General features: G+C 59.0%; 1 protein-coding gene. It reads left to right on the plus strand.

Features of this window, described 5'->3' with window-relative positions:
- A partial coding sequence (locus tag R0J88_RS21570; RefSeq protein WP_410901114.1) for an acyl-CoA dehydrogenase family protein occupies positions 1-256 on the plus strand: 256 nt, incomplete at both ends.

Raw genomic sequence — 256 nt, forward strand, 5'->3', positions numbered from 1 at the left:
CAACCAGCTCATCCAGAAGAAGCTGGCCGATATGCAGACGGAGATCACCCTAGGCCTTCAAGCCGCCCTGCAGGTGGGTCGCCTGATGGACAGCGGCAACTGGGCGCCGGAAATGATCTCGCTGATCAAGCGCAACAACTGCGGTAAAGCGCTGGATATCGCCCGCGTTTCCCGCGACATGCACGGCGGTAACGGCGTGTCTGACGAGTACGGCGTGATTCGTCACATGGTGAACCTGGAGTCCGTGAATACCTAT

Source organism: Pseudoalteromonas sp. SIMBA_162 (genome assembly GCF_046535955.1).
Taxonomy (GTDB): Bacteria; Pseudomonadota; Gammaproteobacteria; order Enterobacterales; family Alteromonadaceae; genus Pseudoalteromonas; species Pseudoalteromonas marina.